Annotated in this window: 20 protein-coding genes; 11 read left to right on the top strand and 9 right to left on the bottom strand. The window is 65.1% G+C overall.

All coding sequences use genetic code 11. The annotated features are described in order from the left end of the window. Positions 1-102 precede the first annotated feature (102 nt). Together ACFDR6_RS08785 and ACFDR6_RS08780 are read left to right on the top strand one after the other, a co-directional pair. Positions 103-585, top strand: a complete 483-nt coding sequence (locus ACFDR6_RS08785) for a (2Fe-2S)-binding protein (protein ID WP_375858064.1) — start codon at positions 103-105, stop codon at positions 583-585. Continuing rightward, on the top strand, positions 585-4106 hold the full coding sequence (locus ACFDR6_RS08780; RefSeq protein WP_375858063.1) for a molybdopterin cofactor-binding domain-containing protein: 3522 nt from the start codon (positions 585-587) through the stop codon (positions 4104-4106). The genes ACFDR6_RS08785 and ACFDR6_RS08780 overlap by 1 nt, the downstream gene beginning before the upstream one ends. Positions 4107-4315: 209 nt before the next feature. Here ACFDR6_RS08780 and ACFDR6_RS08775 read toward each other — a convergent pair whose 3' ends face one another. Further along, positions 4316-5284, bottom strand: coding sequence for a catechol 2,3-dioxygenase (locus ACFDR6_RS08775; RefSeq protein WP_375858062.1), 969 nt, complete (start codon positions 5282-5284; stop codon positions 4316-4318). Between the two features lie 440 nt (positions 5285-5724). Between ACFDR6_RS08775 and ACFDR6_RS08770 the strand changes: the two genes are divergently transcribed. Continuing rightward, a complete protein-coding gene (locus ACFDR6_RS08770) occupies positions 5725-7464 on the top strand; it encodes an ATP-binding protein (protein ID WP_212087082.1) in 1740 nt (579 codons plus the stop codon). 30 nt (positions 7465-7494) lie between these two features. Continuing rightward, the gene (locus tag ACFDR6_RS08765; RefSeq protein ID WP_375858061.1) at positions 7495-7998 is read left to right on the top strand and encodes an MgtC/SapB family protein; all 504 of its coding nucleotides are present in this window, start codon (positions 7495-7497) and stop codon (positions 7996-7998) included. On the opposite strand, the gene ACFDR6_RS08760 is transcribed toward ACFDR6_RS08765, so the two are convergent. The 3 genes from ACFDR6_RS08760 to ACFDR6_RS08750 form a co-directional block, all read right to left on the bottom strand. Further along, positions 7995-10556, bottom strand: a complete 2562-nt coding sequence (locus ACFDR6_RS08760; RefSeq protein WP_375858060.1) for a cation-translocating P-type ATPase — start codon at positions 10554-10556, stop codon at positions 7995-7997. The genes ACFDR6_RS08765 and ACFDR6_RS08760 overlap by 4 nt on opposite strands. After that, the gene (locus ACFDR6_RS08755; protein ID WP_212087091.1) at positions 10553-10720 is read right to left on the bottom strand and encodes a hypothetical protein; all 168 of its coding nucleotides are present in this window, start codon (positions 10718-10720) and stop codon (positions 10553-10555) included. Before ACFDR6_RS08755 ends, ACFDR6_RS08760 begins: the two co-directional genes overlap by 4 nt. Before the next feature lie 424 nt (positions 10721-11144). After that, positions 11145-11288: a hypothetical protein gene (locus ACFDR6_RS08750; RefSeq protein WP_375858059.1), complete on the bottom strand. Its 144-nt coding sequence runs from the start codon at positions 11286-11288 to the stop codon at positions 11145-11147. 269 nt (positions 11289-11557) lie between these two features. Between ACFDR6_RS08750 and ACFDR6_RS08745 the strand changes: the two genes are divergently transcribed. Beyond that, positions 11558-11713, top strand: coding sequence for a hypothetical protein (locus ACFDR6_RS08745; protein ID WP_212087097.1), 156 nt, complete (start codon positions 11558-11560; stop codon positions 11711-11713). 71 nt (positions 11714-11784) lie between these two features. Here the strand turns inward: ACFDR6_RS08745 and ACFDR6_RS08740 are convergent, their stop codons facing one another. Then, positions 11785-12414: a ParB-like protein gene (locus ACFDR6_RS08740; protein ID WP_212087100.1), complete on the bottom strand. Its 630-nt coding sequence runs from the start codon at positions 12412-12414 to the stop codon at positions 11785-11787. Between the two features lie 330 nt (positions 12415-12744). On the opposite strand from ACFDR6_RS08740, the gene ACFDR6_RS08735 reads away from it, so the two are divergent. From ACFDR6_RS08735 to ACFDR6_RS08710, 6 genes are all read left to right on the top strand, one after another. Further along, positions 12745-13086, top strand: a complete 342-nt coding sequence (locus tag ACFDR6_RS08735; protein WP_375858058.1) for a hypothetical protein — start codon at positions 12745-12747, stop codon at positions 13084-13086. 221 nt (positions 13087-13307) lie between these two features. Beyond that, positions 13308-13595 (top strand): acyl carrier protein, encoded by a 288-nt coding sequence (locus ACFDR6_RS08730; RefSeq protein WP_007592476.1) that lies wholly within the window; start codon positions 13308-13310, stop codon positions 13593-13595. 10 nt (positions 13596-13605) lie between these two features. Next, complete coding sequence (locus ACFDR6_RS08725; RefSeq protein WP_212087108.1) at positions 13606-14076, top strand: 3-hydroxyacyl-ACP dehydratase FabZ family protein; 471 nt, start codon at positions 13606-13608, stop codon at positions 14074-14076. Continuing rightward, the gene (locus ACFDR6_RS08720; RefSeq protein ID WP_212087111.1) at positions 14073-15278 is read left to right on the top strand and encodes a beta-ketoacyl-ACP synthase; all 1206 of its coding nucleotides are present in this window, start codon (positions 14073-14075) and stop codon (positions 15276-15278) included. The genes ACFDR6_RS08725 and ACFDR6_RS08720 overlap by 4 nt, the downstream gene beginning before the upstream one ends. Before the next feature lie 18 nt (positions 15279-15296). Then, positions 15297-16574, top strand: coding sequence for a beta-ketoacyl-ACP synthase (locus ACFDR6_RS08715; RefSeq protein WP_212087114.1), 1278 nt, complete (start codon positions 15297-15299; stop codon positions 16572-16574). A gap of 8 nt (positions 16575-16582) precedes the next feature. Then, a complete protein-coding gene (locus tag ACFDR6_RS08710) occupies positions 16583-17515 on the top strand; it encodes a lipid A biosynthesis lauroyl acyltransferase (protein ID WP_375858057.1) in 933 nt (310 codons plus the stop codon). Positions 17516-17593: 78 nt separating this feature from the next. Here ACFDR6_RS08710 and ACFDR6_RS08705 read toward each other — a convergent pair whose 3' ends face one another. The 4 genes from ACFDR6_RS08705 to ACFDR6_RS08690 form a co-directional block, all read right to left on the bottom strand. Further along, the gene (locus ACFDR6_RS08705) at positions 17594-18703 is read right to left on the bottom strand and encodes a polyamine ABC transporter substrate-binding protein (protein WP_375858056.1); all 1110 of its coding nucleotides are present in this window, start codon (positions 18701-18703) and stop codon (positions 17594-17596) included. A gap of 6 nt (positions 18704-18709) precedes the next feature. Beyond that, complete coding sequence (locus ACFDR6_RS08700; RefSeq protein ID WP_375858055.1) at positions 18710-19888, bottom strand: aminotransferase; 1179 nt, start codon at positions 19886-19888, stop codon at positions 18710-18712. An 8-nt stretch (positions 19889-19896) separates the two neighbouring features. Beyond that, the gene (locus ACFDR6_RS08695) at positions 19897-20223 is read right to left on the bottom strand and encodes a rhodanese-like domain-containing protein (RefSeq protein ID WP_028170872.1); all 327 of its coding nucleotides are present in this window, start codon (positions 20221-20223) and stop codon (positions 19897-19899) included. 211 nt (positions 20224-20434) lie between these two features. Beyond that, a complete protein-coding gene (locus ACFDR6_RS08690) occupies positions 20435-22363 on the bottom strand; it encodes a potassium transporter Kup (protein ID WP_212087125.1) in 1929 nt (642 codons plus the stop codon). Between the last annotated feature and the right edge of the window lie 127 nt (positions 22364-22490).

The following is a 22490-nucleotide window of genomic DNA, read 5'->3' as shown; positions in this document are numbered from 1 at the left end:
CAGTCGCGCTGCAGTGCGGCATGCACGGCTTGCACGTTTGTGTACAAACGGTATCGTCGCGGCGTTGATTGGCAGCAGTTTGCCGCGGGCTTGGGAACGAGGATGACGCAGGCACCGATCCGCCTCACCGTGAACGGCAGGACCTACGAGATCGCCGCGGCGCCAGAGACGCCGCTGCTCTACGTGCTGCGCAATGACCTCGCACTCAACGGTCCGAAATACGGCTGCGGTCTCGGCGAATGCGGCACCTGCACCGTCCTGATTGACGGGGCCGCGGCCCGCTCCTGCGTGATCCCCGTCAGCGGCTGCGCCGGCCGCGACATCGTGACGCTCGAAGGACTTGGCGCGCGCGACAAGCCCGATGTGGTGCAGCAGGCCTTCATCGACGAGCAGGCCGCGCAATGCGGCTATTGCCTCAACGGCATGATCATGACCGCCAAGGCGCTGCTCGCGGTCAACCCGCGACCGACCGAACAGGAAGCGCTGGCAGCGCTGCATTACAATCTGTGCCGCTGTGGCACCCATGTCGAGATCCTGCGCGCCGTGATGCGCGCATCGGGTCAGCTCGCCGAGGCCGATGATTGATGAACTCCCCTCTCCCTGATGGAGCTGAGCGGCAGTCCGGTTCGCTCGTCGTCGTCCGCACCGTGGACGAGGTCACATCCGAGACCTTCGTACGCATTACCGCGGACGGATCGGTGACGGCCTATAACGGCCACGTCGATCTCGGCACCGGTATCCGGACCGCGCTCGGCCAGATCGTCGCCGAAGAGCTGGACGTGTCCTTTGCACGCGTCGTCGTGGTGCTGGGCGACACCTCTATCGTGCCGAACCAGGGCGCGACGATTGCAAGCGAGACCATCCAGATCACCGCCGTCCCCCTGCGCAAGGCCGCAGCGCAAGCGCGCCACTTTCTGATCGCGCGCGCGGCCGAACGGCTGGAGCTGCCGGAGGCCGATCTCAAGATCGAGGACGGCCTCGTGCGCGGTCACGACAATCGCAGCGTCAGCTATGGCGAACTGATCGGTGACGAGACGATACGCCTCGAGCTTGCCGACGATGTCACCGTCAAGGCAGTCGGCGATTATGCCATCGTCGGCCAGTCGGTGCCACGCGTCGACCTGCCCGCCAAGGCGACGGGCGAGCTGACTTTTGTGCATGATATCCGCGTACCAGGCATGCTGCACGGCCGCGTGGTGCGCCCGCCCTATGCCGGCGTCGATGCCGGCCCGTTCGTCGGTACCAGCCTGATCTCCGTCGATGAATCCTCGGTACGTGACGTCCCTGGAATCATCGCTGTGGTGCGCATCGGCGACTTCGTCGGTGTCGTCGCCGAGCGCGAGGAAAATGCGATCCGCGCTGCAGAACAGCTCAAGGTGGCCTGGAAACCGGCGCCCACCCTCGATCTCGCCGACGTCGAGACCGCGCTGCGCGCCAATCCGTCGACGCCGCGCACGCTGATCGACAAGGGCGATGTCGATGCGGCGATCTCAGGCGCGGCCAAGCCGATGCAGCGCACCTATGTCTGGCCGTATCAGATGCACGCCTCGATCGGTCCGTCCTGCTCGGTCGCGGATTTTCAGGACGGCAACATCCGCGTCTGGTCGGGCACGCAGAATCCGCATGTGCTGCGCAGCGACCTCGCCCTGCTGATCGAGCGCCCCGAGAGCGAGATCGAGGTCATCCGCCTGGAGGCTGCCGGTTGCTACGGCCGCAACTGCGCCGATGACGTCAGCGCCGATGCGCTGCTGCTGTCGCGCGCCGTCGGCCGTCCTGTGCGTGTGCAGCTGACCCGCGAGCAGGAGCATGCCTGGGAGCCGAAGGGCACGGCGCAGCTCATCGACGTCAATGGCGGGCTCGGCGCCGACGGCGGCATCGCCGCTTACGATCTCGCCACGCGCTATCCCTCGAACGCAGCGCCAACGCTGGCGCTGCTGCTCACCGGCCGGATCGCGCCCGATCCCGCCGTGCTCCAGATGGGCGACCGCACCGCGATCCCGCCTTATGACTACGACCACATGCGCGTCGTGGCCCACGACATGGCGCCGATCGTGCGGGCGTCCTGGTTTCGCGGCGTCTCGGCGCTGCCGAACACCTTTGCGCATGAGTCCTACATCGACGAGGCCGCAACCGAGGCCGGCGTCGACCCGATCGAGTACCGGCTGCGGTACCTGAAAGACCAGCGCGCGGTCGATCTCGTCAATGCCGTCGCCGAACGCGCCGGCTGGACGCCGCGCCCGGTTCGCGCGGAGAAGGACGGCGAGATCGTGCATGGGCGCGGCTTTGCCTATGCCCTTTACGTCCACAGCAAGTTTCCGGGCTATGGCGCGGCATGGTCGGCGTGGGTTGCCGACGTCGCCGTGAACAAAGCCACCGGCGACGTCAGCGTCACGCGCGTGGTTGCGGGCCAGGATTCCGGCCTGATGATCAATCCGGACGGCGTTCGCCACCAGATCCACGGCAACGTCATCCAGTCCACCAGCCGCGCACTGATGGAGGAGGTCTCGTTCGAACGCGGCGCGGTGGCGGCGCGCGAATGGGGCGCCTATCCGATCATCCCGTTCCCTGACGTCCCCAAGATCGACGTCCTGCTGCTGCCGCGTCAGGACCAGCCGCCGCTCGGCGTCGGTGAGTCCGCCTCCGTCCCGAGTGCAGCGGCGATCGCGAACGCAATCTTCGATGCGACCGGCGTCCGCTTCCGCGAGCCGCCATTCACGCCGGAACGCATCCTGAGGGGGTTGCGCGGCGAAGCTTCGCCCGTGCCGCAGGCCTTGCCAGCACCCGCTGCGCCAAAGCCGTCCCGCATCTGGGAGAATCCCTTCGCCAAACGCGCCGGCCTCTTCGCCGCGATTGCGGCCGTCTGCACCGCCGCGATCGGCATCGGCGCCGCGCTTCTGCCCGGGCGTGCGATTGCGCCGATCGCACGCCCGGATGCATCGGTCTATTCCGCGGCGACCATCGCGCGCGGCGCGCAGCTTGCTGCGCTCGGCAATTGCGCGGAGTGCCACACCACCATCAACGGTGTGCCGAACGCCGGGGGCCGTGCGCTCGAAACGCCGTTCGGCATCATCCACAGCACCAACATCACGCCCGACGTCGAGACCGGCATCGGCGCCTGGTCCTATCCCGCCTTCGAACGGGCGATGCGCGACGGGTTGCATCGCGACGGCAGGCAGCTCTATCCCGCTTTTCCCTACACGCATTTCGCCAGGACCAGCGATGCCGACATGCAGGCGCTCTACGCCTATCTGATGGCGCAGCCTGCGGTGCACGCGACGGCGCCCGCGAACGAGCTCTCCTTTCCATTCAATCTGCGGCCGCTGGTGGCCGGATGGAATGCGCTATTCCATCAGGCCAGCGAGTTCAAACCCGATCCGACCAAATCCGAGGCGTGGAATCGCGGCGCCTATCTCGTGGAGAGTCTCGGCCATTGCAGCGGCTGCCACTCGCCGCGCAACGCGCTCGGCGCCGAGCAGCGCGAATCCTACCTGGCCGGCGGCTTCGCCGAAGGCTGGGAAGCTCCGCCGCTGACCTCGCTCTCGCATGCGCCGATCCCGTGGAGCGAGGTCGAACTGTTCACTTATTTGCGAACCGGACATTCGCGCTATCACGGCGTTGCCGCCGGCCCGATGGCACCGGTGGTCAGGGACCTCAAAGCCCTGCCCGATCAGGACATCCGCGCGATGGCCGTCTATCTCAACTCGTTCAACGACAGCGCGGCCGAGACGCCGGAGGCGCTTGCGGCACGGCTCGAAAGCGCAAGCCAGGTCACCGTCGCCGCATCCAGCGGCGCGCGCCTCTATCATGGCGCCTGCGCCGTCTGCCACGAGGTCGGCGGACTGCCGCTGTTCGGCACCAGGCCCTCGCTCGCCCTCAACAGCAATCTGCACAGCGGAACGCCGGACAACCTCGTGCAAATCATCCTGCACGGCGTTACCGAGCCCGTCTCCAGCGATCTCGGCTACATGCCCGCCTTCAGAAGCAGCATGAGCGACACACAGATCGAGGAGCTCGTCACCTTCCTGCGCGGGCAGTTCGCGCCGGACAAGCCGGCGTGGAGCGGTGTGCGCGAGACGATCGCGCGCCTACGGGCGTCGGCGCACTGAGGCAGTACAAAGAAAGGCTTGGCTGGAAGCTCACCTGTGGCCATCCTTCGAGACGCCCGCCTGCGGCGGGCCCTCAGGATGAGGACGAGGTGCGTGGCGCCAGTTCGGTGGGCAAAGCTGCCTCTTAGCCTCATCCTGAGGAGACCGCGAAGCGGTCGTCTCGAAGGACGAGGCGCTTGCTCAGACCCCGCCGGCTCACCTGCTTTAACTCACCCGTGTTTCTTCACGTCCACCGGCGGGGTGCCGTGGGTGTGGAAGGACTCGATCGTCTTCAGGCCCCAGGCCTGGCCCTTCTTGCGCTCCTCCTCGGTCCACACGATCGGCTTCCAGTCGGGCGCGAGAATGAGGCGCGCGCCGGCATTGGCAACTTCGACGCGGTTGCCGCCGGGCTCGTAGACATAGAGGAAGAAGGTCTGCTGGATCGCGTGCTTGTGCGGGCCGGTCTCGATGTGGATGCCGTTCTCCAGGAAGATGTCGGCCGCGCGCAGAATCTCCTCGCGGCTGTCGAGCGCGTAGGTGACGTGGTGGAAGCGGCCCGGCACGCCTGAATGGTCGAGCGAATAGGCGAAATCGTAGCTCTTGTTCGACATCGTCAGCCACATCGCCGCTTCCCGTCCGTCGTTGAGCACGATCTGCTCGGTGAGGCGGCAACCAAGGTAATTCTCGAAGAACTCGCGGTTGGCCTTGATGTCGATTGCGAGACAGTTGAGATGATCGAGGCGGCGGACGTTGACCCCGCGTGCCGGAAAACGCTGGGCCTGGTTCTTCAGCGCCGGCTTCAGCTCGGGCGGCGCCTGATACCATTCGGTCTCGTAATAGAGCTCGACGATGTGACCGTCGGGATCGCGGCAGCGGAAGGTCGGCCCCTGCCCCATGTCGCCGTCGATCCAGCCGATGTCGAAGCCGGATCCCTTCAGCGCAGCGACGCGGCGCTCCAGCGCCTGCTGGCTGCGTGCGCGCAGCGCCATGTGCTCCATGCCCGAGGTCTTCGACGCCGTCAGCTTGAGCGAATAGCGCTCGTAATCGTCCCAGCCGCGTAAGTAGACCGACTCGCCCTTCTGGCCGCTGACGGTCATGCCCATGACGTCGACGAAGAATTTCAGGCTCTCGTCGGGCTTGGGCGTCAGCAGCTCCATGTGGCCGAGATGGGCAAGATCGAGGATCGGTTCGGGCTGCATGCTTTCCTCCAGGTAAAGCTCGCGATCCTTCGGACCGGATCGTGCAAATCGGCGCAGGGCCGCAATGCGACCACTTTGCCCGAGGGAGAGACATCGAAGCCGCGCTCATTTGTACTAATGTACAAATGATTAGGTCCCGTCAACAAAGCAAACATCGCCCTGAATCGAGTGACGTTTCCCTTCTCGAAGACCAACGTCCTCCGACCGGCGGACGGACTGGCCGGATGGTAAAGTATTGCTTAATTGCTTCCAGCGCCAATGACTTGGAATTGCGCCATTTTCCCGCCGATTCTGTCCATAAGCATGCCATCGGAACAAACCTCTTCGCCGAATTGTCACGGATTTAACGAAGCGCCCGCGCCTGCCGCTTAACCGTTTATGCAGCCGCGGCCGCGCATAGTCTGGTCCAAAGCCCCTCGTTCTTGCCAGGTTCATTCATCGTGACATCCTTTGGACGCGTGATTTCGGTACGTGGATCGCTCGCCCGGGTCGGGCTTCTGGCGGCCAGCCAGATGCCGATCTCGGAGGTTCGGGCGACCGTCGGCCGCTTCGTCAGCATTCGCTGCGCCAGCTCGGTCATCGTCGCCATGATTACCGAGGTCTCCTGCGAAAACCTGTCGAGCAGCAACGATTACATCGCCATCGCCTCGGTCGACCTGCTTGGCGAGATCCTCAACGCCGCTGGCAAGGCCAAATTCCAGCGCGGCGTCACCAATTATCCGACCATCGGCGATGCCGTCGACCTGATCACCAGCCAGGAGCTGCGCACGATCTACGCGCCGACCGGGTCGGACCAGATCAATGTCGGCTTCCTCCAGCAGGACAGCTCCGTCATCGCCTATGTCGACGTCGAGGAAATGCTGTCCAAGCATTTTGCCGTGCTGGGATCGACCGGCGTCGGCAAATCGACGGGCGTCTCGCTCCTGCTCAACGAGATCCTGAAGGCGCGCCCCAACCTGCGCATCTTCTTGCTCGACGTGCACAACGAATATGGCCGCTGCTTCGGCGACCGCGCGCTGGTGCTGAACCCGCGGAACCTGAAGCTGCCGTTCTGGCTGTTCAATTTCGAGGAAATCGTCGACGTGCTGTTCGGCGGCCGCGCCGGCGTGCCGGAGGAGCTCGACATCCTCGCCGAGGTGATCCCGATCGCCAAGGGCGTCTACACCCAGTACCAGAACGCCGACCGCATCGGCCTGAAGCGCATCGATCCCAAGCAGGTCGGCTACACCGTCGACACGCCGGTGCCGTATCGTCTCGTCGACCTGATGTCGCTGATCGACGAGCGGATGGGCAAGCTGGAAAACCGTTCCTCGCGCATCATCTACCACAAGCTGATCTCCCGTATCGAGGCCGTGCGCAACGACCCGCGCTACGCCTTCATGTTCGACAACGCCAATGTCGGCGGTGACACCATGGCCGAGGTCATCAGCCATCTGTTCCGTCTTCCGGCGAACGGCAAGCCGATGACGGTGATGCAGCTCGCCGGCTTCCCGGCCGAGGTGATCGATTCCGTCGTCTCGGTGCTCTGCCGCATGGCCTTCGACTTCGGCCTGTGGAGCGACGGCGTCTCGCCGCTGCTGTTCGTCTGCGAGGAAGCGCATCGCTACGCCTCCGCCGATCGCAATGTCGGCTTCGGGCCGACCCGCAAGGCGGTGTCGCGCATCGCCAAGGAAGGCCGCAAATACGGCGTCTATCTCGGCCTCATCACCCAGCGCCCGGCCGAGCTCGACGCCACCATCATCTCCCAGTGCAACACGCTGTTCACGATGCGCCTTGCCAACGACCGCGACCAGGCGCTGCTGCGCGCCGCGGTGTCGGACGCCGCCGCGAACCTGCTCTCCTTCGTGCCCTCGCTCGGCACGCGCGAGGTGCTGGCCTTCGGCGAAGGCGTCGCGCTGCCGACGCGCTTGCGATTCAAGGAGGTGCCGCCGCATCAACTGCCGCGCGGCGAAGCCACCATCTCGAGCGTACCGTCCGTCACCTCCGGCCACGACATGCATTTCGTCGGTGCCGTGCTCGAGCGCTGGCGCGGTGCCACCTCGCAGCGCGACGTGCCGAACGATCCGGTGTTTTCGGCCCCACCCGCCAAGACGCTCTCCAACGTCGAGGCCCCGATGCTGCAGCCCTCGATGGGCCTCGATCCGGACCGCTTCTCGCTCCTGAAGAAGCCGCTGCGATAGCGGCCCTGGTGTCCCGGACACGCTGAAATCATGACCGAGCTGGACTGGCCGGAAATTCTGCTGCGCCTTGGAGCCGCGACGCTCGCCGGCGGCGCGATCGGCCTGAACCGCGATCTGCACGGCAAGCCGATCGGGTTGAAGACGCTCGGCATCGTCGGGCTCTCCACCGCGACCGTGGTGATGCTCGCCGTTCAGGTCGCCGAGCCCGGCAAGATCAGCGATGCGGCGAGCCGTGTGATCCAGGGCATCCTCACCGGGATCGGCTTCCTCGGGGCCGGCGTCATCGTCCACGAGAGCGACCGTTTTCGCGTGCGCGGCCTGACCAGCGCGGCCTGCACCTTTCTCGCCGCTTGCCTGGGCATTACCTGCGGCGTCGGAGAATGGAAGATCGTGCTGGTCGCGGTGGCCTTTGCTTTCGTGCTGCTCACGATCGGCCGCCGCGTCGAACGCTGGCTGCATCGCGCCCTCGGTGGCAAGGAGGATCCGCACCGGGCGGAGGTCTTGCCGAAGACGGACTCTCACGAAAGCAACTAGAACCGCAACCGCCGCCCCCATATCGGCTTCAGCAGTTCGAGCACCGTGAGCACCAGCAGTCCCGCGCCGAGCGTGACCATCAGATCGTCGAGGTGCAGCGGACCAAAACGAAACAGGCTGGACGCCGGCGGCCAGAACAGAGCCGCGGCGAGAACGAGTGCGATCGACAGGAATATCCAGAGCAATGCCGGGTTCGGACGGAAGAAGGCAGACAGGAAGGAGGCGCTGAAGGACCGGTTGACCAGCACCAGCGCGACGACGCAGACGACGAGCGCAATGAAGGCGAGCGTGCGCGCCTCATCGGGCGGAATGCCGGAACGAAGCGCGACGACGAAGATCACGGCGATCAAGGCAAATGCCATGGCACCCTGAAGGATGCTCCAGCCGATCAAGGCCCATGAGAACAGCTCCGCATCGGCGCGCCGCGGCGGACGTGTCATGATATCGCGCTCCTCCCGCTCCGCTTCGAACACGAGCGAGCAGACGGGATCGATGATCAGCTCCAGAAAGGCAATGTGAACGGGACCAAGAATCAGCGGCAGGCCGAAAACCAGCGGCAGCAAGGCAAGCCCCGCGATCGGAACATGGACTGCGAAGATGAAGGCCATCGCCTTACGCAGATTGTCGTAGATCCGGCGCCCCAGCCGAATGGATGCAACGATGGAACCGAAATCGTCGTCGAGCAGGACGATGGAGGAGGCCTCGCGGGCGACATCGGTGCCGCGGCCACCCATCGCGATCCCGATATGGGCAGCCTTCAGGGACGGTGCGTCGTTGACGCCGTCACCAGTCATCGCGACGATCTCACCGTTGCGCTTCATCGCCTGAACGATCCGCAGCTTCTGCTCCGGCAGGACCCGCGCGAAGACGTTCACATTCCTGACGAGTGCCTCGAGCTCGTTCTCGTCCGCGAGCTTGATCTGCTCGCCGGTCACGACCCCCTTGACGTCGAGTCCGGCCTGCCCGGCGATGGCCATCGCGGTCGCCGGATAGTCGCCCGTGATCATGACGACGCGAATGCCGGCCGAGCGCGATTCGCCCACCGCCGCCGGGACCTGCGGACGAAGCGGATCGGCGAGCCCGATGAGACCGAGGAAACGAAAGGAGAAGTCTTGCTGCGAGGCCGGCAGGCTGTCGCCGTCGTAAGCCGCGACGGCCACGCCCAGCACACGAAGACCATTCTTCGCCATCGACGCGACCGAGTCCTGCAGCGCCGCCAGCTCCGCACCGTCCAGCTTGCAGAGGCGCGCAATCGCCTCGGGGGCGCCTTTCGCCGCAGCCAACACTCCCTGGCGATGCGGCACTTGCCAAACCTGAGTCATCGCCAGCAGTTCCGGCCGCAGGCCGTAGCTGCGTACCAAGGTCCGCGTGCCCCCGGTTTCGCCGTCCGGCAGACTCTCTTGCACGAACGCGTGCAGGGCCTTCTCCATCGGATCGAACGGCTCCGGCGAGCTCGCCAAAACGCTGCAGCGCGCCAGCTCGAAAAACTCTGCGCCCACCGGCGCGGGCTGCGACGATCCCACGCGCGCGCTCGTCCCGTCGCGTAGCCTCAGCTCCGTAATCGACATCCAATTCTGGGTCAGCGTGCCGGTCTTGTCGGTGCACAGTACCGTGGCAGAGCCGAGCACCTCGATCGCGGCAGCGCGCCGCGTCAGCACGCGCGCCTTCGAGATGCGCCAGGCCCCCATCGCCATGAACACCGTGAGAACGACGGCGAACTCCTCAGGCAACATGGACATGCCGATTGCGATGCCTCCGAGTAGCGCTTGCAGCCAATCCCCGCGCAACGTTCCGTAAAGCAGGACGGCGGCGAGGCTGATCGCCGCGCCGCCGAGAAAGCAAAGCCGCACGAGCCGTGCGGTCTGCTGTTGCAGCCGGGGCGGTTCCGTCTGCAAGCCATGCAGCGACAATCCGATCTTGCCGATCTCGCTGCGAGCGCCGGTGGCCTCGACCTCGGCCAGGCCCTCGCCTCGCACCACCAGCGAGCCGGAATACACGAACGGCAGGTCATCGCCGCCCGGGCGATGATTTGCCAAGGCGGCGTCGGCAGCCGGCGTCCTGGCGGCCTGCTTGCGAACCGGAACCGACTCTCCGGTCAGCAGGGACTCATCGACAGCCAGATCGCGTGCGCTGACGAGCACCGCATCTGCCGGAATCCGGTCGCCTTCGGCCAGGACGAGGAGATCGCCGCGGACAACGTCCCGGCCCGCAATCCGCCGGCGCTCCCCATCCCTCACCACGAGCGCGCGCGGACTGGTCAGCTCTCGCAACGCTTCCAGCACGCGTTCGGTGCGGGTTTCCTGCACGATCGTGATCACGACCGAGATGGCGCCGAAAGCCATTAGAAGCGCGGCCTCGCGGAGGTCGCCGAGCAGGAGGTAGACCAGCCCGCCGCACAGAAGCAGCGCGAGCATCGGCTCACGCAACACTTCGAGGACGATGCGCAGCGGAGTGCGTCGTTCGGGCCGGGGTAGTTCGTTGTAACCGTCCTGTTGCAGCCGCAGCCGGGCCTCGGCTTCGCTCAGCCCTGCCGAACCGCCGCGCTCTGCCTTGCTCATGTCTTCCGCCGCAGGCTCCAGAGACTTCCCGCCCCCACGACGGCCGTCACGAGCAGGACGGCGACGAAGGTCTGGATGATGGTGAAGTTCAGGGCATCACGCGCGACGAACAGCGCCGTGACCGCGCCGGCGATGATAAAGACGACGCGAAAGATGAGGCTCATTGTCATGTCTCCAGTCAGCATGACCCGGGCCACCTCGCCCTCGACACCGGGCGCAACGCTGCTTCGACGATCATGCAGGCGGACAGTAGCGACCGGCACGGGCACGCATTTGCGGCATGTCAAGCCGCGCCCGGGGCGCGATGTCGCTGGCCCGGCGGAGGGCCGCTGGGAGCAGTCGAGGAAATTGCAGGCGCGGACGAAGCGCCTGTCGCCGGAAGAGATCAAGCAAGCACGCTGCGTGCTGCTTGCGATCGATCCCGCCGACAAGGATTATCCGCAGGCCTGGGCAGCCTTCGTGCGACTCCGGAACATCGATCGAGAACTGCGGGTTGAAGCCATACGCTCGCGCACAGCGATGCAATCGCCGCGGCGGCGGACGCTCTCGTCATCGTCGACCGGACTGCACGCTCGAGGCGCTTTGCCGCTAGCGGTTCGCCATCAGCTCGAGGGCCGGAGCAAAGCGCTGCGCGAACGTCAATGACTTGGCGTGGTGAACGGCGGCAAACGATGCCGAGATTCCCGCCGAAGCGACCGCGAGCAAGGCAACTACGAAAACCAGACGGCGCATGTTCGCCTCCTGTGTGAGCTCGAACCAATCATAGAGATGGGCCGGCTCTGTTTCAGGACGGTTTCATGGACGCGGAAATTGATTTCGCTCAAGCGACTGTGATGGGATGCGGCTTATCTGGGCGCGTGCCGCAACCACCTAATAATGGTCGACGTATTTTGCAGCGGAGCGCGAGCATTGTCGGGAATTCCACACCCGCGACCAACGCTCCAAAGCACTGCAGCGACAAGCAGCATTCGCTGGAATGGGAGTTATCGAGGACTATTCAAATGAAGATCGTGATCCAGAAGCTCAATGGCCTGTGGCACCTCATCGTCGGGTCGTGCCGGATCCGAACGCCGTTCCTGGATACCCAGGACCGCGCGCTGGTGATCACCTACGCCCGCCGCGCCTACCCCGGCGCCAGGATCTTCCAGCGCGACTGACGCGAGCGGCCGCGCGTGATGGTCGGCTCCCGAGGCACGGGGTGCATCACAACGCCCGATTCCTGATGCCTCTAGTCATCGTCCGCAGGACCGCACCAGCCGGGCAGATAGATCGCATCCTTGCTCCTGGCGGCGGACATCCCCTTCTCGATGGCCTTGTCGAAATCGGCCTCCACCACCTTCCGCGAGAGCTTTCGGCGCAGGAAGTCGGCCCACAGAAATTCGGAGAATGGCGTCGTGTCCTTGGCGAAGCCGCCCATGCGGCGCAATTCGCCGGCAAGGCTGCGGAACGGATCGTCCTTGAGATCGGCGATCGATTTCGGCAGGTCCCGGAACTGCCGCCGCTCGCCCTTGGCATCGTAAGGGTAGACCCAGCGCTTGTTGTCCATCACGCCCCAGAAGGCTTCGCGCTCGACCATGCGGAGGTCCCCGACGATGGTCACCAGCACCTCCTTGACGCCTTCGTCGTGCAGCGCGCGGCCGAGATGATGATGGTCGATCACGTAATAGCGCGCGTCCGGGCCGTAGACGACGGGGATCATGTGCTTGCCGAGCAGGTCGGCCTGCTTCTTCTTGTCATGCTCACGCCAGCGCTTGCGCTTCTCCTTGACCTCGCGCATGCCGACCGTCATCTGCGTCGGCCGAAGCGACAGGATCGGAACCGGATGCACTCTCGGCTCGCGCGCGTTGGTCGTGGTCATGGTCGAAAGGTCCCCTCGCATGGTGCAACTGGCGGTCCAGGTTTCCTCGACTATGACATGGGCGTTGGGGCGGCAACACGTGTTCGGAACGACGCGAAGATCACAAGCCGATGTGGACGGCGTGACGTCCCCGGCCATCGCCATGACCGTTGTTGCAACGCAACTTCGTGTCCCGCCGCCGACATGACGGCTGGCTCCGCGGTCGCTCTACGCCCGTCCATGCACAATAGTGCAAGCGGACGAATGCACGCAGGCATTGCGAAGAATTTCTGCAACACCCTCACCACCCGTGCTATCTAAAACCGCTGCTTCGGAGTGATCCCCGCCCCCATGAATAGCCAGCGGCCCATAAGCTCTGACGACGAGCACCGGGTGCTCCCGTTCAGGCCGCGCACCTCCCCTTCTCCGAAGGCCCACCGCGGCAGCGGCACCGTGCAGCCGTCACGCGTCGGGCCCGAACCGCTCGACCTGTCACGCTACGAGCAGCCCCGCGCCGGGCCGGACGACTTCCGCCATCGCATGCTCGCCAACATCGCAGCGCTGGCCTTCACGATCGCGCTGACTGCAATCGGAATTTGGCTGGCGGTCAGCATTGCCGACCTGCGCCGGACTCAGGATTGCGTGCTGATGGGCCGTCGCGACTGCGTCAAGATCACGACGCCACATATCTAGGCCCGATCTGCCGCACACCCCGGCGGGAAAGGGCTCCGACGGGCATCCCCAGCCCCGTCTCCTCGCCTGTCCGGCTCCATTGAACTCAGGGCGGCGCTCCGATATACGGGCTCTCGACCCGGCCAGAGGGGGGTTGAGGGCGTCATCAGGGGCGCGATGCCCACCCACCGTGCCACTCTGGATAATCTGACAAATATCCGCAATATATCAAAGGCTTAGTGATGTCTTCCACATTCGATCAGGTCGCCACGATCATCGCTGAAACCTGCGACATCCCGCGCGACACGATCACGCCCGACAGCCATGCCATCGATGATCTCGGCATCGACAGCCTCGATTTCCTGGACATCGCGTTCGCGATCGACAAGCAGTTCGGCATCAAGCTGCCGCTGGAAAAGTGGACCCAGGAGGTCAACGACGGCAAGGCGACCACGGAACAGTATTTCGTACTGAAGAACCTGTGCGCCCGCATCGACGAACTGGTTGCGGCCAAGGGCGCGAGCGCCTAAGGGCGCGGTCATGCAACTCGAATACTTCCACATGATCGATCGCATCGTCGACCTCAAGGTCGACGAGAAGACGATCGTCGTCGAGGCCCAGGTCCCGCAGAAGAGCACCATCTTCGAGGGGCACTTCCCGGGCTACCCCTTGATGCCCGGCGTGCTCCTGATCGAATCGATGGCGCAGGCCTCGGGCTGGCTTCAGCTCGGCGTGTTCAAGTTCGAGCGCATGCCGATCCTGGCCGCCGTCAAGGAGGCCAAGGTGCGCGGTTCGGTTTTGCCCGGCGAACTCATGAGCATCGAGGCGAGCCTCACGCATGAAGGTTCGGGCTATGCCATGACCGAAGCCAAGATCAGGGTCGGCGGCAAGCTGCGCGCCAACTCGGCGCTGACCTTCACGCTGATTCCTTTCCCCAATGCGGATATGCGCGGATACATGGCGAAAGTCGCCGAGCGCGTCGGCTTTCCGCAACAGGCCGTATCGCCATGACTGACACTGCTTCGAAGCCTGGCCAGACCGAAGTCTGGATCACCGGCATTGGACTCGCCACCTCGCTCGGCGAGGGCCTGGACGCCAACTGGGCCGCGCTTCAGGACAAGCGCATCAATGTCGACGAGAAGGGTTTTGCCCCCTACATCGTGCATCCCCTGATGCCGGTCAGCTTCGACAGCCAGATTCCGAAGAAGGGCGACCAGCGCCAGATGGAAGCCTGGCAGCGCATCGGCACCTATGCGGCGGGCCTGGCGCTCGATTCAGCCGGGATCAAGGGCAACAAGGACATCCTGTCGAAGATCGACATGGTGGTGGCCGCCGGCGGCGGCGAACGTGATCTCAACGTCGACACCGGCGTGCTCACGGCCGAAGCCAAGGGAGCGAATGCACCCGGCTTCCTCAACGAACGGCTGATGAGCGATCTGCGCCCCACCTTGTTCCTGGCGCAGCTCTCCAACCTTCTCGCAGGCAATATCGCGATCGTGCATGGTCTTGGCGGCACCTCGCGCACCTTCATGGGCGAAGAGGTTGCCGGCGCCGATGCGGCCCGTATCGCGCTGGCGCGCATCGCCTCGGGCGAGAGCGACATCGCGCTGGTCGGCGGCTCGCACAATGGCGAGCGCAAGGACCTGCTCGTCCTCTACGAATTCGGCGATTTCAACCTGAAGAACAAATTCGCCCCCGTGTGGGCCCGCAAGGACAATCCCGGCTTCGCACTCGGCTCGGCCGGCGCGTTCCTGGTGCTGGAATCGCGAGCACACGCGGAAGCGCGCGGTGCAAAGCCGTATGCGAAGCTGTCGAGCGTCGTCGCCGATCTCGCCCGGCGCAAGCAGGGTGGCGACATGACCGCGACGCTGGAGAAGCTTTGGGCAAAACTGCCGAAGCGCGAGGGCAAGGGCGCGATCATATCGGGCGCGACCGGTGCGGAGCCGGCCACGAGCGAGGAGCGCAGTTTCCTGAAGAGCCATGCGGATCTCCCGGTGCGCTCGACCGGCACGATGTTCGGTCACACCATGGAGACGCAATTCCCGCTCGGCATCGCGCTCGCCGCGCTGTCGATTTCGCGCGGTGCGCTGTTCCCGCCGAACGATTCCACGGGCACCGAGATTGAAATGCAGGGAGCGCCCACCCAGATTGTGGTGGTGGGGGCCGGACACTGGCGCGGCGAAGGCATGGCGCTGGTTGAGGCAGTTGGCTAGCTCACCCGGGGGATCGACATGACTGCACCACGCGACAAACTCGGGCGGCCCGTCGTCGTCGTCACCGGCATGGGCATCATGACCTCGCTCGGTGCCGGCAAGGCCGACAATTGGGCCAAACTCGTCGCCGGCGAATCCGGCATCCGCACCATTACGCGCTTTCCGGTCGACGGCCTGAAGACCACGATGGCCGGCACTGTCGATTTCGTCAGCGTCGATCCGTTCTCCTCGACCGGCCTGTCCGAGCGGATGGCCGAGCTGGTGACGGAGGAAGCACTCGCGCAAGCCGGCATCGGTGCCAAGGCCGACTTCCCGGGCCCGCTGTTCCTTGCGGTTGCGCCGGTCGAGGTGGAATGGCCGCAGCGACGCGAACTCGGCCGTGCCGTCGGTGCGCTCGACTTCAACTATGACGATCTGCTGCGCATCTCCGGCGGCGGCAAGTACAGCGCCTATCATCACCGCTTCATGTTCGGCTCGGTGGCCGCGCACCTCGCCGAGACTTTCGGCACCAAGGGCTCGCCGATCTCGCTGTCGACGGCCTGCGCCTCGGGCGCGACCTCGATCCAGCTCGGCGTCGAGGCGATCCGCCGCGGCGAGACCGATGCCGCCCTCTGCGTCGCGACCGACGGCACCGTGAATCCGGAAGCGCTGGTGCGCTTCTCGCTGCTCTCGGCGCTGTCGACCCAGAACGATCCGCCGCAGGCGGCCTCCCGCCCCTTCTCCAAGAACCGCGACGGCTTCGTCATGGCCGAAGGCGCCGGCGCCCTCGTGCTGGAGAGCTATGAGGCCGCTGTCGCGCGCGGCGCCAAGATCCTCGGCGTGATCGCCGGCTGCGGGGAGCTGACCGATTCCTTCCATCGCACCCGCTCCTCGCCCGACGGCAAGCCGATCATCGGCTGCATGAACAAGACGCTGGCCGATGCCGGCATGACGCCGGACCAGATCGACCACATCAACGCGCACGGCACCGCGACGCCCGAGAACGACAAGATGGAGTTCAACACGACCTCGGCCGTGTTCGGCGAGCTCGCACAGAAAATTCCGGTCACGTCCAACAAGTCGATGGTCGGCCACACCATCTCGGCGGCCGGTGCGGTCGAGGCGATCTTCTCGCTGCTCACGCTCGAGCATCAGCGCATCCCGCCGACGATCAACTACGAGACCCCGGATCCCACGATCCTGTTCAACGTGGTCGGCAACACCGCGCGCGACGCCCGCGTCACCGCCGTCATGTCGAACTCGTTCGGCTTCGGCGGCCAGAACGCCTCGCTGATCCTGACGCGCGAACCAGCCTGACCGGACGCATGGCGCTGATTCCCATCAGCACGAAGATTCGCGCGCGGAATGCAGCCAAGTCGGTCAGCGGAGGCCTGATCGGCGCCGCCACCGTCGGCATGCTGCGCACCACGCGCTATTTCGATCCGGTCAAGACCTCGGACTTTTTCGCGCGCGTCACCAAGACGATCGGCCCGCGCCTGCGCGAACACCGCATCGGCCGCGCCAATCTCACCGCCGCCTTTCCCGAGAAGTCGCCGGAGGAGATCGAACAGATCCTGATGGGCGTGTGGGACAATCTCGGCCGCGTCGGCGCCGAGTTCGCCCACATGGACCATGTCTGGGATTACGACCGCGAACATCCGGAGAAGAGCCGGATCGAATTGCCCGCACGCAGCATCGAGCTGTTCGACCAGATCCGCGACGATGGCAAGCCGGCGCTGATCTTCGCCGCGCACCTGGCCAATTGGGAATTGCCGGCGCTCGCGGCGGTCGCTCATGGCCTCGACGCCGCGATCCTCTACCGCCGGCCGAACATCGCCTCAGCCGACCGCATCATCCAGGAGATGCGCCAGGTCAATATGGGCACGCTGATCCCCGCGGGCCGCGATGCGCCGCTGCGACTCGCGCAGGCGCTCAAGGATGGCAAGCACGTCGCCATGCTGATCGACCAGTACCTGACCGGCGGCGTCGAGGTCACCTTCTTCGGCCGCAAGACCCGCGCCAATCCGATGCTGGCACGCCTCTTGCGCCAGATCGAATGCCCGATCCACGGCGCCCGCGTGATCCGCCTGCCCGGCGGCCGCTTTCGCGGCGAGCTCACCGAGGAGATCAAGCCGGTCCGCGATGCCGACGGCAAGATCGACATCCAGGGCACGACCCAGGCGATCACGAGCGTCGTGGAAAGCTGGGTGCGCGAGCATCCGGAGCAGTGGTTGTGGCTACATCGCAGGTGGCGGTAGGCGCTGTCATTGCGAGGAGCCCGCGACGAGATCGCGAAGCAAATTTGCGCTGGCTCCTCGCAATGACGCGTGCTGCCTCTATCGCCCCGTCTTCACCTTCGTCCACAACCGGTTGATCACCCGCTGTGTCGCCGGCTCGCGCGCCGTGATGACGAACAGCTTTGCGAGCGTCGCCTCGTCCGGATAGATGTTCTTGTCGTTCAGGATCTTCGGATCGACCAGCTTCTGGCTGGCGAGGTTGCCGCTCGCGTAGGACAGGAAGTCGGAGTTCTTGGCGGCAACGTCCGGACGGTAAAGATAATTGATCAGCTCGTAGGCTTCCTTGACGTTCTTGGCATCCGTGGGGATCGCGAGATTGTCGAAGAACATCTGCGCGCCCTCTTTCGGGATCGCGTAGCCGATCTCGATGCCACCTTTGGCCTCCGCCGCACGGGCGCGGGCCTGCATGATGTCGCCGGACCAGCCGACCACGAAGCAGATCTCGCCGGTGGCGAGCGCGCTGAGATATTCGGAGGAGTGAAACTTGCGCACGGACGGGCGAACTTTTGCGACGGCCTCGGCGGCCTTCTCGAGATCGCCCTGCCTGGTCGAGTTCGGATCGAGCCCGAGATAGTTCAGCGCCGCCGGGAAGATGTCGTCGGCGGAGTCGAGCATGTGCACGCCGCAGTCTTTGAACTTGGCGAGATTCTCCGGCTTGAAGACGATGTCCCAGCTGTCGATCTTGGCGTCCGGCCCGAGGATCTGCTTCACCTTGGCGACGTTGTAGCCGATGCCCGTCGTGCCCCACATGTAGTTGGCGGCGTAGAGATTGCCGGGGTCGTAGGTCGCAAGGTTCTTCGTCACCATCGGCCAGGCATTGGCGAGGTTCGGCAGCTTCGACTTGTCGAGCTTCTGGAAGATGTTGGCCTTGATCTGGCGCTGCAGGAAATAGGCCGTGGGCACCACGACGTCATAGCCGGACTTGCCGGCCATCAGGCGCGTCTCCAGCGTCTCGTTGGCGTCGAAGGTGTCGTAGACGACCCTGATGCCGGTCTCCTTGGTGAAGGCATCGAGGACGTCGGGCGCCATGTAGTTGGACCAGTTGTAGAAGTTGACGACGCGCTCCTCGGCGGTCGCTGACGCGGTCCAGAATGTCAGCACTGCGGCGGCGAGACCAAGGCGGAATCCCGAGCGGCCGATCGTCGTCATCTCTCTCTACCTCTTGCGTCCGCGCACCGCGTCCGACAGCCGTTCCAGCGCGGTGTCGAGCGTTTCGTCCTTCTTGGCGAAGCAGAAACGCACCACTGATGTCACCGGGTCCTGCTCGTAGAAGGCCGAGACCGGGATCGCGGCGACCTTGAAGTCCTTCACGATCCGCCAGCAGAACTCGGTGTCGCTCTCGTTGAGCCCGAGCGGCGACAGGTCGACGGTGAGGAAGTAGGTGCCTTGCGACTTCAACACGGGGAAGCCGAGGCTCTCCAATCCCCTGGTCAGGCGGTCCCTGCTCCGGCTCAGATCCTTGCGCATCGACAGGAAATACTCGTCCGGCTTGCCGAGGCCGTAGGCGACGGCGGCCTGCAGGTTGGGCGCGGTGGTGAAGGTCAGGAACTGGTGCACCTTGGCAGCCACCCGCAGCAACGGCGGCGCCGCGCAGACGAAGCCGATCTTCCACCCGGTCAGCGAGAAGATCTTGCCGGCCGAGCCGACCTTGATGGTGCGATCGCGCATCCCCGGAATGGTGATCAGCGGGATGTGCTTGTGCTCGTCGAAGGTGACGTGCTCCCAGACCTCGTCGCAGATCGCGATGACGTCGAACTCCTGGCAATAGCGCGCCAGCAGCTCGAGGTCCTCGCGCGGATAGACCACCGCGGACGGATTCAAGGGATTGTTGAACAGCACCGCCTTGGTCTTTGAGTTGAAGACGCTTTTCAGCATGTCCTCATTCAGCCGCCAGTGCGGCGGCTCGAGCCGGACGAGGCGCGGAATGCCGCCGGCCTGGCGGATGATCGGCAGGTAGGAATCATAGACCGGCTGGAAGCAGACCACTTCGTCGCCGGGCTGGACCACCGCGAGGATGGCCGAGGTCAGCGCCTCGGTGCCGCCGGAGGTGACCATCACCTCGCTCATCGGGTCGAGCTTGAGGCCGTGCCAATGGCCGTAATGGGTCGCGATCGCCTGGCGCAGCTCCGGCAGGCCCATCATCGAGGGGTACTGGTTATAGCCGTTGAGCGAGGCGTCGGCCGCGGCGCGGCGGATGTCCTCGGGGCCGGGATCGTCAGGAAAACCCTGGCCGAGATTGATGGCGGCATTGTCGCGCGCGGCCTGCGACATCGCCTCGAAGATGGTGACCGGAAGGTCGGCAAAGACCTTGTTCAGGGAAGCGCTCTTGGACATCGGGCCGATCAGCCGCCGACCTTGCTGGGAAGACCCGCCGCCTTCCAGCCCAGCATGCCGCCCGCGAGGTGCTTGTCGTAAGGCAGGCCCGCCGCCTGCGCCGCCAGCGAGGCCGTCACCGAGCGCTTGCCCGATCGGCAGGCGAACACGACCTCCTTGCCTTGGGGATCGGGAATCGCCTTGGGGTCGAAGGTCGAGAGCGGCACCACCACACCGTAAGGATAGGCTTCGGCGTCGACCTCGTTCGGCTCGCGGACATCGACCAGCAGATAGCGCCCTTCCGCGACCCCCTTGGAGACTTCGTCCGGGGTCAGATCCTGTACCTGGTTTGCCACATCATCCTCCAACGTCGCGCCTGTCGACCGGGCTGCCACGGCCGGCGGGCAACCTCGCCTCTCAGGCGTCGAAAATCAAGCGCTACAAAGGCTTGAGCTGCCTTGCGCAAGTTAAAGCTAAATCGCAGCGGCTTGAAGTGGGGCTTTCAGGATGCCTGAAAAACCTGACCCAGCTCTCAACGCGCATTCGGTGTCATTCCCCGCGGTGGAGCTAGATCGTCACCTGCGTTCCGACCTCGACCACGCGGCCGGAAGGAATCTGGAAATAGTCGGTGGCGTCGTTGGCGGAGCGGCTGAGCGAGATGAACAGCCGGTCCTGCCAGCGCGGCATGCCGGAATGCACCGCGGGCTTCAGCGCCCTCCGCGACAGGAAGAACGAGGTGGACATGATGTCGAACTGCCAGCCCAGCTTGCGGGCGATGGCGAGGGCCTTCGGCACGTTGGGCGATTCCATGAAGCCGAACTTCAGCGTCACCTTGGAGAAGGTCGGTGAGATCTGCTCCAGCTTCACCCGCTCGGCCGGATCGATCCGCGGGGTCTGCGCCGTCTCGATGGTGAGAATCACGTTCTTCTCGTGCAGCACCTTGTAGTGCTTCAGACTATGCATCAACGCCGTCGGCGCGCTGAGCGGGTCCGAGGTCAGGAACACGGCGGTGCCGGGCACGCGCTGCGGCGGCCGCTTCTCCAGCATCGCCACGAGGTCGGCGAGCGGGAACTCGAGCTTGCGCGACTTCTCGAACAGCAGCCTGCTGCCGCGCCGCCACGTGTACATCAGGATGATCATGAGCGCGCCGAGCGCCAGCGGCACCCAGCCGCCCTCGAACACCTTGAGCAGGTTCGCCGCCAGGAAGGTCAGGTCGAGGAACAGGAACGGCGCGATCAGGGCTGCGGCGGCGATCGGCGACCACCGCCAGACTTTCCAGACCACGACAAAACCCATCATCGCCGTGACCACCATGGTCCCGGTGACGGAGATACCGTAGGCGGACGCCAGCGCGCTGGAAGAGCGGAACAGCAGCACCAGCAGCACCACGGCAAGCAGCAGGAGCTGGTTGATGCGCGGGATGAAGATCTGTCCGGAATGGGCTTCAGACGTATGGCGAATTTCGAAGCGCGGCAACAGACCGAGTTGAATCGCCTGGCGCGTCAGCGAATAGGCGCCCGTAATGACCGCCTGGCTGGCGATGACGGTCGCCATGGTGGCGAGCACGACCATGCAGCCACGGACGAATCCTTGCGGGAACAGCTGGAAGAACGGACTGACGATCGCGCCGGGATCGCTGAGGACGAGCGCGCCCTGCCCCAGATAGTTCAGTGCCAGCGAGGGGAGCACGATCGAGAGCCACGCGAACTGGATCGGCCGCTTGCCGAAATGGCCGAGATCGGCATAGAGCGCCTCGGCGCCGGTGACCGCCAGGAACACGGCGCCCAGCGTGACAAAGCCGACAATGCCGTGGTGGAACATGAAAGACACGGCGTAGAGCGGGTTCAGCGCGTACAGCACCTGCGGCTGCTGGATGATCGGATGGATTGCCGCCGCCGCGAGCACCGCGAACCAGACGCACATGATCGGGCCGAAGAAGGCGGCGACGCGGGCGGTTCCGCGCGACTGCACCGCGAACAGGCAGACCAGGATCACCACCGTCAGCGGTACGATATAGGGCTCGAACCGGAGCGTGACGTCCTTCATGCCCTCGATCGCCGACAGCACCGACAGCGCCGGCGTGATCACGGCATCGCCGTAGAACAGCGCGCCGGAGATGATGCCGAGCAGAACGATGGTGGCCCCGCCGGTGCCGACCGCGCGCTGGGCCAGCGCCATCAGTGCCAGCGTGCCGCCCTCGCCATTGTTGTCGGCGCGGAGCAGGATCACGACGTATTTGAGCGTCACCACGACGATCAGCGCCCACAGGATCAGGGAGAGCACGCCGAGCACCGCTGCTGGCGTCGGCAACCCCTCTGCGCCCGAGGCGGCCATCACCGCCTCACGGAACGCATAGAGCGGGCTGGTGCCGATATCGCCGTAGACGACGCCGATGCTGCCGAGCGTCAGCGCGCCGAAGCGGGCGGTGGTGTGGGCCTCGCCATGCCCATTGGCCGCCGCCGTTTCCGGGGCGGAAATCGCTACGTCGCTTGTCATGGGAGAGCCCAGTGGCCTCTGAAAATGCTTCACTGCACAATGGCGGAAGAGCGCGCGGCTTATAGTCCTGCGCTACCGGCATAGCCTAGCCCGATTTCGGAGCTTAGCCATGCACATTTGCATGGCT

Source organism: Bradyrhizobium tunisiense, assembly GCF_042263385.1.
Lineage (GTDB): Bacteria > Pseudomonadota > Alphaproteobacteria > Rhizobiales > Xanthobacteraceae > Bradyrhizobium > Bradyrhizobium tunisiense.
This window is presented reverse-complemented; position numbering and strand designations above follow the sequence as displayed.